Origin of the sequence: Amycolatopsis pittospori (assembly GCF_013870525.1) — a bacterium.
In the GTDB taxonomy this organism is placed as follows: domain Bacteria; phylum Actinomycetota; class Actinomycetes; order Mycobacteriales; family Pseudonocardiaceae; genus Amycolatopsis; species Amycolatopsis pittospori.
In genome coordinates this window covers 46,602-54,735 of sequence record NZ_JACBXD010000053.1, presented here as the reverse complement: position 1 = coordinate 54,735, position 8,134 = coordinate 46,602, and the positions used below count along the sequence as shown (strand labels likewise).

Annotated in this window: 8 protein-coding genes; 4 read left to right on the top strand and 4 right to left on the bottom strand. The window is 67.2% G+C overall.

Going from position 1 to position 8,134, the window contains the following annotated elements; translation table 11 throughout:
• Window positions 1-1,115, bottom strand: a 1,115-nt coding sequence (locus tag H5J31_RS26440; protein WP_181775347.1) for an MFS transporter, incomplete at its 3' end; no start/stop codon positions are given.
• A gap of 75 nt (window positions 1,116-1,190) precedes the next feature.
• A complete protein-coding gene (locus tag H5J31_RS26435) occupies window positions 1,191-1,655 on the bottom strand; it encodes a MarR family winged helix-turn-helix transcriptional regulator (RefSeq protein WP_181775346.1) in 465 nt (154 codons plus the stop codon).
• A 312-nt stretch (window positions 1,656-1,967) separates the two neighbouring features.
• Between H5J31_RS26435 and H5J31_RS26430 the strand changes: the two genes are divergently transcribed.
• The 4 genes from H5J31_RS26430 to H5J31_RS26415 all read left to right on the top strand — a co-directional run bounded on the left by H5J31_RS26430 (window position 1,968) and on the right by H5J31_RS26415 (window position 6,426).
• Window positions 1,968-3,173 carry a globin domain-containing protein gene (locus tag H5J31_RS26430; RefSeq protein ID WP_181775345.1) on the top strand — a complete coding sequence of 402 codons (1,206 nt, stop codon included), beginning with the start codon at window positions 1,968-1,970 and terminating at the stop codon, window positions 3,171-3,173.
• 395 nt (window positions 3,174-3,568) lie between these two features.
• Window positions 3,569-4,813, top strand: a complete 1,245-nt coding sequence (locus tag H5J31_RS26425; protein WP_181775344.1) for a globin domain-containing protein — start codon at window positions 3,569-3,571, stop codon at window positions 4,811-4,813.
• Window positions 4,814-4,971: 158 nt separating this feature from the next.
• Window positions 4,972-5,724 (top strand): lytic polysaccharide monooxygenase, encoded by a 753-nt coding sequence (locus H5J31_RS26420; protein ID WP_181775343.1) that lies wholly within the window; start codon window positions 4,972-4,974, stop codon window positions 5,722-5,724.
• 96 nt (window positions 5,725-5,820) lie between these two features.
• Complete coding sequence (locus tag H5J31_RS26415) at window positions 5,821-6,426, top strand: DUF305 domain-containing protein (protein WP_181775342.1); 606 nt, start codon at window positions 5,821-5,823, stop codon at window positions 6,424-6,426.
• A 72-nt stretch (window positions 6,427-6,498) separates the two neighbouring features.
• On the opposite strand, the gene H5J31_RS26410 is transcribed toward H5J31_RS26415, so the two are convergent.
• Window positions 6,499-6,930 carry a heat shock protein transcriptional repressor HspR gene (locus tag H5J31_RS26410; protein ID WP_181775349.1) on the bottom strand — a complete coding sequence of 144 codons (432 nt, stop codon included), beginning with the start codon at window positions 6,928-6,930 and terminating at the stop codon, window positions 6,499-6,501.
• A 5-nt stretch (window positions 6,931-6,935) separates the two neighbouring features.
• Window positions 6,936-8,114: a molecular chaperone DnaJ gene (gene dnaJ, locus H5J31_RS26405; protein ID WP_181775341.1), complete on the bottom strand. Its 1,179-nt coding sequence runs from the start codon at window positions 8,112-8,114 to the stop codon at window positions 6,936-6,938.
• Window positions 8,115-8,134 lie beyond the last annotated feature (20 nt).

Below are 8,134 nucleotides of genomic sequence, written 5' to 3'. Positions count from 1 at the left end.
GCGCAGGCGCACGCGGCGACGAGCACCCACGGGATCCAGACTGCCACGGAGAACAGCGCGACGACGGCCGGAGCGATCACCGCGGCGAGCGTGAACGCGTACTGGAACGCGGCCAGATACCGTCCCCGGGCCTCCGGCGGAGCCGCGGCTTCGGCCAGCGCGCCGGACCTCGGGCCGAAGGCGAGATCGCCCGCGGCCAGCATGAGGGTCGCGCCGAGCAGGTAGACCGGCTGCAGGACGCGCGGCACGAACACCACCGCGAGGCAGGCCAGGCACCACACCGCGAACAACGCCGAGCCCGCGCGCATGGCGGCGATCCGGGTCAGCTTCCGGGTGATCCGCAACGCGACCACACCACCCAGACTGGTGACGACGGTGAGCAGGGCGATGATCGCGCCCGGCAGCCACCGGGGACCCTGCAGCGAGTTGAAGACGTACACCGGCATCCCGATGAGGAAGAAGTCCATCGTGAGCGCGAAGAGCCCACTGAACACGATCAGTGAGAGGTAAGGGCGGTTCCGCCAGACCCGCGCGGGTCCCGAGAGCCGCCGCCGTTGCCGCGGGACCGGCGGGACCATCGTCGCGAGGATGGCCGCCGCGACGACGAAGGTGAAGACGTCGGCCATGACGGCGACGTAGAGGCCGTCGGGTCCGATCCAGACCAGCAGCCCGGCCGACGCGAGCCCGCCGAGTCCGAAGCCGGCGGAGCGGACCATCGCGGCTTCGGCGAACGGCCGGTCCTTCGGGCCTTCGCCCGCGACGTCGGCGATGAGAGAGAACTGACAGCTGTAGAACAACTGTTGCCCGGCGGCGAGCATCACCGACGCGCCGACGACCCCGGCGAACCCGCTCGCCAGCAGGTACGCGCCCACCCCGGTGGCCTGCAAGAGGTGGGAGCAGATCATCACCGTCCGGGGGCCGAACAGGTCGACGAGGCGTCCGGCCATCGCGGGGACGAGGAGACCGGCGAGCGCACCCAGCGTGACCGCCGCCCCCGCCTGGGCGAGGGGAAGACCCACCACACGGATGACGAAGACGAGGCCCAGCGGGAGAAAGAGTCCCGAGCCGAAGTTGTCGATTCCGAAAGCGACCAGCAACGCGACCCGGCTACGCACTGCTTTGACGCTACCTGCGCGAGAGCGCTACGAAAGGTCCGTTCAGTCAAGACCGACGGGTAGGAACGGCCGACATCAGACTTCGCACGTCTGCGCCGAGAGGGCGGCACGGACGTCGGTGTTCATCTCCGCCAGGCGCGTGGTCAGCTCCAGGACCTTCTCGTCGTCCCAGTCACCGAGCGCACGTTCCATGAAGGCCAGATACCCGGCCCGCCTGCGGCCCAGTTCCTCGCGACCCTGCTCGGAAATGCTGATGATCGACGCGCGGCCGTCCTCGGGCGCGGGGCGGCGGTCGACCATCCCGGCCGCGGACAGCTGGGAGATCTGGCGGCTGACGACCGAAAGATCCACAAAGCGCCGTTTGGCCAATTCCGACGGCCGGGCTTCACCGTGCTTCGCCAAGTCGGACAGCAGCATCGCGGCGGCGGGATGCAGGCCGGGATCGTCCTGCCAGGCCTGCATGATCCAGGCGTGCTGCAGCTGGGAGGCGGCCTTCAACTCACGCATCAGTTCGACCCTGGCGTCGTCTGCGGAGCTCATCGGTGCCTCCTGGCTACTTGTACAGTACAACCTTATTCGGCGACACTTGCGTAAGGCAACTATTTACCTCGTGAGATCGCCCACTGCCCCCTGGATTCGAGTACACCCGTCCGGAGCAACGATGCAGGCAAAAGGGCTCTCGGCAGCTAGTCTCGCGGACGAGCCGGAACCTGCCGACCGGCCCGACAGCCGCTGACCGGAGAGGTGAATGATCCGTGAATTCTTCTCCAGTGGTCCACCGCGGGGCCCCGGTGCCGGAAAAGCCGTCACATCCGGCCCCTCGTTCGTGAACAATCGGAATCCCCTTCCGGTATGCACCTCCCGATCAGCGAATCCCAGCCCATGACAGCCGACGCGGTAAGCCCGGTTCCCCGGTCTTCAGCACCACGGGAAGCCCCACCAGCGGTCACCGCCATGGTGCGGCTGATCCGTGACACCTGGGCGAAGTCGGAACCCTTCATCCCGGAGATCTCCCAGTTCTTCTACGGGATGCTGTTCACCCTCGCGCCCGCCACCCGCGACTTCTTCCCGATCAACATGGAGGTCCAGCGGGGCAGGCTGGTACGCGCGCTGGTGCACATCGTGCAGATGGTCGACCGGCCGGACGACCTGGTGCCGTTCCTGACCCAGCTCGGCCGCGACCACCGTAAGTTCGGCGTCATCCCCCGGCATTACGAAGCCGTCGGGACGGCACTGCTCGCCTCGCTCAAGAACCACCTCGGTCCGGACTGGACACCCGAGGTCGAACGGGCCTGGGCGGAGGCGTTCACCATCGTCGCCCGCGCGATGCAGGAGGCCGCCGCGGCCGACGTCAACCCGGCGTCGTGGTCGGCCACCGTACTGGAGCACCGGCGGCTCACCTGGGATCTCGCCCTGGTCCGGGTCCAGCCCGAGTTCCCCGTGCCCTATCAGCCGGGTCAGTACATGAGCGTGGAAGTCCCGCAGCGGCCGCGCCTGTGGCGTTATCTGTCCCCCGCGAACGCACCGCGCGAAGACGGCGGCATCGAGTTCCATGTGCGCGCCGTCGACGGCGGCTGGGTCTCCCGCGCCATCGTGAGCCACACGCAGCCCGGCGACGTCTGGCGGCTCGGCCCGCCGCTCGGCAGGCTTTCGGTGGATCGGGCATCCGGCCGCGACGTACTGATGATCGCGGGCGGCACCGGGGTCGCGCCGTTGCGCGCCATTCTGGACGACCTCGCGCAATGGGGCGAGAACCCGAAGGTCCGGCTGTTCTACGGCGGACAGTCGCGTGAGGACCTTTACGACCTCGACGAACTGCGGGCCCTCGCGGCCACCAACCCGTGGCTCACCGTCACCCCGGTAGTCGAACGCGGTGACGAAGCTCCCGGCTGCGAGCAGGGCACGCTCGCGGAAGCCGTTACACAGCACGGATCCTGGCCCGGTCACCGCATCCTCGTCTCCGGCTCGCCCACGATGATCCGGGCGACGGTCTCCCGGATGCTGGTCGCCGGCAGCGCGCTGGACCAGATCGCGTACGACCCCTTCACCATCGACTAGCAGGCCGTTTCCCTCGCTCGTCCAAAGATCACCGGCTACGTGCGGAACGCGTCAGCCAATGCGATTCCACAATGGAGATCCGCGAAAGACCGCGTACCGTTACGTCACCGCCTAAACGCGCTGGGAAAGCCACCCGATCGGCGGATCACGTTTCGTCGAGAACTGGCGAAAAACACTGGTAGGGCAAGGAAAAGTCGTCCTGCTTGATCACCTTTACCGAGCGACAGGTGGGGTTGACGGCGCGTATATCGTTTGCTCCGTTCGAGCGGGAAACATCCATTCAAGGGTCCTTTTCCGACGTTCGGGCATACAGTCGTGAACCCTCGGGGGAAACGAGAACTATGACATCGGGTCTGGAGAAAATGCCCGATCAAACTGGAGAAAACCGTTCACCCATGACTGCTGAATCCGTGAAGTACAAGCATCCACCGAGTTCGGCGAGATCTTCACCGTCGAGAACTCCCCATCCCGACACCGACCCGGGTTCCGTCCCGGTCCCGCCGCTGGTGGAAACGCCGGCCGCGGACAAGACGGTCCAGATCGCCAAGCTCGTCAGGGAAAGCTTCGCCTCCGTCGAGACAAAAGCCGAGGAACTGTCCCAGTACTTCTACGGCGTTCTCTTCTCCGTTTCGCCGGACACCAGGGCGTTGTTCCCGATCAACATGGCCACGCAACGAAATCGTTTACTGCGCGCCCTCGTCTACGTCGTGCAGATGGTGGACCGGCCCGACGAACTGACCACCTTCCTCGGCCAGCTCGGCCGGGACCACCGCAAGTTCGACGTCCTCGGCCGCCACTACGACGCCGTCGGCGTCGCGTTGATCGCCGCGCTGAAACGGTTCTTGAAGGACGCCTGGACACCCGAGGTGGAAGACGCCTGGGTCACCGCGTACGGCGTCATCTCCAAGAGCATGCGCGAGGCGGCGGACAAAGAGGTCGGTCCCGCGTGGTGGAGGGCGAGCGTCATCGAACACCGTGTCGTGTCCCGCGACGTCGCCATCGTCAGGGTGCGCACCGACCAGCCGCTCCCGTACCGGGCCGGCGGCTACGTCAGTGTCGAAGTCCCCCAGCGACCCCGGATGTGGCGTTACCTTTCGCCCGCCACCGCGCCGCACGACGACGGAACGATGGAGTTCCACGTACACGCCGTACGCGGTGGCTGGGTCTCACGCTCGATCGTCCACCACACCCGGTTCGGCGACACCTGGCGTCTGGGCCCCTCCCTGGGCGCGCTTTCGTTGCACCACACTGAAAGACGCCCGCTACTGATGATCGGCGGCGGCACCGGGGTCGCCCCGCTGCTCGCCCTGATCGACGAGATGTCGCGCTGGAAGCACAACCCTCCGGTGCACCTGTTCTTCGGCGGCCGAAGGCCGGAAGACCTCTACGCCCTCGACGACCTCCGAGGACAGGCCGTCATGTGCCCTTGGCTCACGGTGACCCCGGTGACCGAGGAAGGCACCATCGCCGGCGGGGATCGCGGCACGCTGGCCACGGCGGTCACGCAGCGCGGCGACTGGAAGGACCGTGACGTCTACGTCGCCGGATCGCCGTCGATGATCCGTGCGACGATCGCGAAACTGCTCGCCTCCGGTACGGACCTGGCGAGGATCAAGTACGACCCCTTCACCCTGGACTGATCCCGGCCTTCCTTCGTATTAGGCCGTTCGGCTGTTATACCTGGGCTTTACGCAGCAGTAGGTCTGTGAATCATTGACCGCGGTCACCGTCGGATTTATGGTCTAGACCACATTGCTCCCCCTCACGGGAACACCGTCGTTCCATCCCAGGAGCCGGCATGACCGTCAAACGTAAACTCGTGGCAGCCGCCGCCGGTGCGATCCTCGCCCCGATCGCCATCGTGGCCATCCCTCAGGTGGCCAGCGCGCACGGCTACGTGCTGTCCCCACCCAGCCGCCAGGCGAACTGCGCCCAGGGCAAGGTCACTGGCTGCGGCAGCATCGTCTACGAACCCCAGAGCGTCGAGGGCCCCAAGGGGCTCCGCAGCTGCAACGGCGGCCTTCCGGGGTTCGCGCAGCTCAACGACGAATCGAAGCCGTGGCCCGCCGCTTCGGTCGGCAACAGCGTGACCTTCAACTGGAAGTTCACCGCCTACCACCGGACCACGAACTACGAGTACTACATCGGCGGCACCAAGGTCGCCGACATCAGCGGGAACAACTCCGCGCCCAAGGACCCGACGTCGCACACGGTGAACCTGAGCGGCTTCAGCGGCCGCCAGAAGGTGCTCGCCATCTGGAACATCGCGGATACGCCGATGGCCTTCTACAGCTGCATCGACCTGCAGATCGGCGGCGGGAACCCGCCCACCACGAGCAACCCGCCGACCACCAGCAACCCACCGACGACGCAGAATCCCCCGACCAGCACCAGTAACCCGCCCGCCGGCGGCACCTGGGCGGCCGGGACGGCGTACACGGTCGGCAGCACGGTCACCTACGGCGGCGCGAGCTACCGGTGCCAGCTGGCGCATACGGCGATCCAGGGCTGGGAACCGCCGAACACCCCGGCTCTGTGGACCAAGCAGTGACAGAGTCGTGAGTGGCGATTCGGGTTAGAACCCGAATCGCCACTCACGACCACCTTCCGGTGGAGTTCTCCGGCGACGCAAAGAAGGGACCCGCCAGTGAAGTTCGGCCTGATTCTCGTCGCCGGTCTCGTGGCCCTCGCGGGCTGCGGGACCGGTGATGGCTCACCCACCACCGCCGGCGCCCCGATCTCCCCGGTCCCCCAGTCGGCCGCGGGTACCCCGGCGTCCGCGGAGTACAACGACGCCGACGTGATGTTCCTGCAGATGATGATCGCCCACAACAACCAGGGTGTGGAGATCGTCAAGCTGGTGCACGCCAAGCAGGCGCAGCAACAGCAGCTCAAGGATCTCGCGGCGGCCATCGAGGCGACGCAGCAGACCGAGTCCGCCGACATGCGGAACTGGCTGAAGTCCTGGGGCAAACCCGAGACCGGCTCGATGGACCCGCACGCGCACCATCACCACGGTGGCGACGGACTCACGGACAAGGGCCTGCTCGAAGCACTGTCCAAAAAGGATGGCAAGGACTTCTCGCTCGACTTCGCCGACATCTTCGTGGCCCACCAGCACAACGGGGTCGCGCTGGCGAGGACGGAACTGAAGGACGGCAAGAACCCGGAAGCGAAGGCCCTCGCCCAGCGGATCATGGATTCGCGTACCGGTGAGGTCCAGCAGATCCGGACACTGGTCCCCGGCCAGTAACTCCCGGTCATGTCATAAGGGTCCCCATCGGACGAATTCCGTCCTATGGGGACCCTTATGACACTTCGAGGATCAGCGGCGGCGCGGTTTGGGTTTCCACACCACGAGCGCGGTCTGCTGCCGCAGGGGCACGAGGTCCTTGCGGTAGGAGGCGTGCACGGCCGCGGCCGTCTGTTCGGCGGTGATGTACGCGGCCGACAGTTCTTCGGTCAGTTCGGCGATCCTGTCGCGGAGGGCGTCGACCTGGTTCTCCAGCTCGATGATCCGCTTGATGCCGGCGAGGTTGACACCGTCCTCTTGGGACAGTCGCTGCACTTCGCGCAGCAACGCGATGTCCCGCATCGAGTAACGACGTCCACCGCCGGAGGTCCGGCCCGGCGACACGAGCCCCTGCCGGTCGTACGACCGCAGGGTCTGCGCGTGCAGGCCGGAGAGCTGTGCCGCCACCGAAATGACGAACACCGGGGTGTCCTCGTCCGCGCCATGCGGCAGCCCGCCGAACATCGCGCTCACCTGCCTTCGAGAAGTTCGGTGATCTCCGGTCGCGGATCGTGCTCGGACATGGCCTCCGCGTAGGCCTCCAAGGCTTCACGGGCCTTGTCGTCCAATTTGGACGGAATGGCGGCCTGCAGGGTGACCAGCAGATCGCCCTGAGCGCCATCCCTCTTCGCGATTCCCTTGCCGCGCACGCGAAGCACGCGACCACTCGCCGTACCCTGCGGCACCTTCAGGGAGACCTTGCCCTCCAGCGTCGGCACGGTGATCGTGCCGCCGAGGGCCAGTTCCGCGAAGGACACCGGCACGGTGATCGTCAGATCGAGGTTCTGCCGCCCGAAAATCGCGTGCGGCGCGACATGCACGCGGACGTACAGGTCGCCCGGCTGCGCGCCACCGCGGCCCGGTTCACCCTGGCCCGCCAACCGGATCCGCTGGTCGTCGGCGACGCCCGGCGGGATCCGCACGGTCAGCGTGCGGGTGCGGGTGCTGATGCCCTCGCCCGCGCATTCCGGACAGGGGTCGTCGATGATCGTGCCGCGGCCGCGGCAGTCGCGGCACGGCTCGGAGAAGGCGAACGCGCCCTGGCTCCGGCTGACCAGCCCACTTCCCTGACAGGTCGAACACGTCCTCGGGGAGGTCCCCGGCTTCGCGCCGTTCCCGCCGCAGGTGGAACAGGTCGCCGGGCTCGACAGCCTCAGCGGCAGGGTCGCGCCCTTGACCGCCTCGGTGAAGTCGATCCGGACGTCGGTCTCCACGTCCGCGCCGCGCTGCGGGCGGTTCGCCGTGGCACCGGCCGCACCACCGCGGCGGCCGAAGAGACCGCCGAGGATGTCGCCGAGCCCGCCGAAACCGGCCTGCTGCTGACCACCCGACTGGCCGAAGATGTCGCCGACGTCGAACCCGCCGCCACCGGCGCCACCGCCCGGGAAGCCGAAGCCACCAGGACCGCCGGAGCCGAAGAGGCGCCGTGCCTCGTCGTACTCCTTGCGCTTGGACGTGTCGGAAAGCACGCCGTAGGCCTCGGAAACCGCCTTGAACTTCTTCTCCGCCTCCGCGTTGCCCGCGTTGGCGTCGGGGTGGTTCTCCTTGGCCAGCTTGCGATAGGCCTTCTTGATCTCGTCCGCGGTGGCGTCGGAGGAGACGCCCAGTTCACGGTAGAAGTCCTTACCGATCCATTCCCGTGCGCTCACCGAACGTCTCCTCCTTTCAC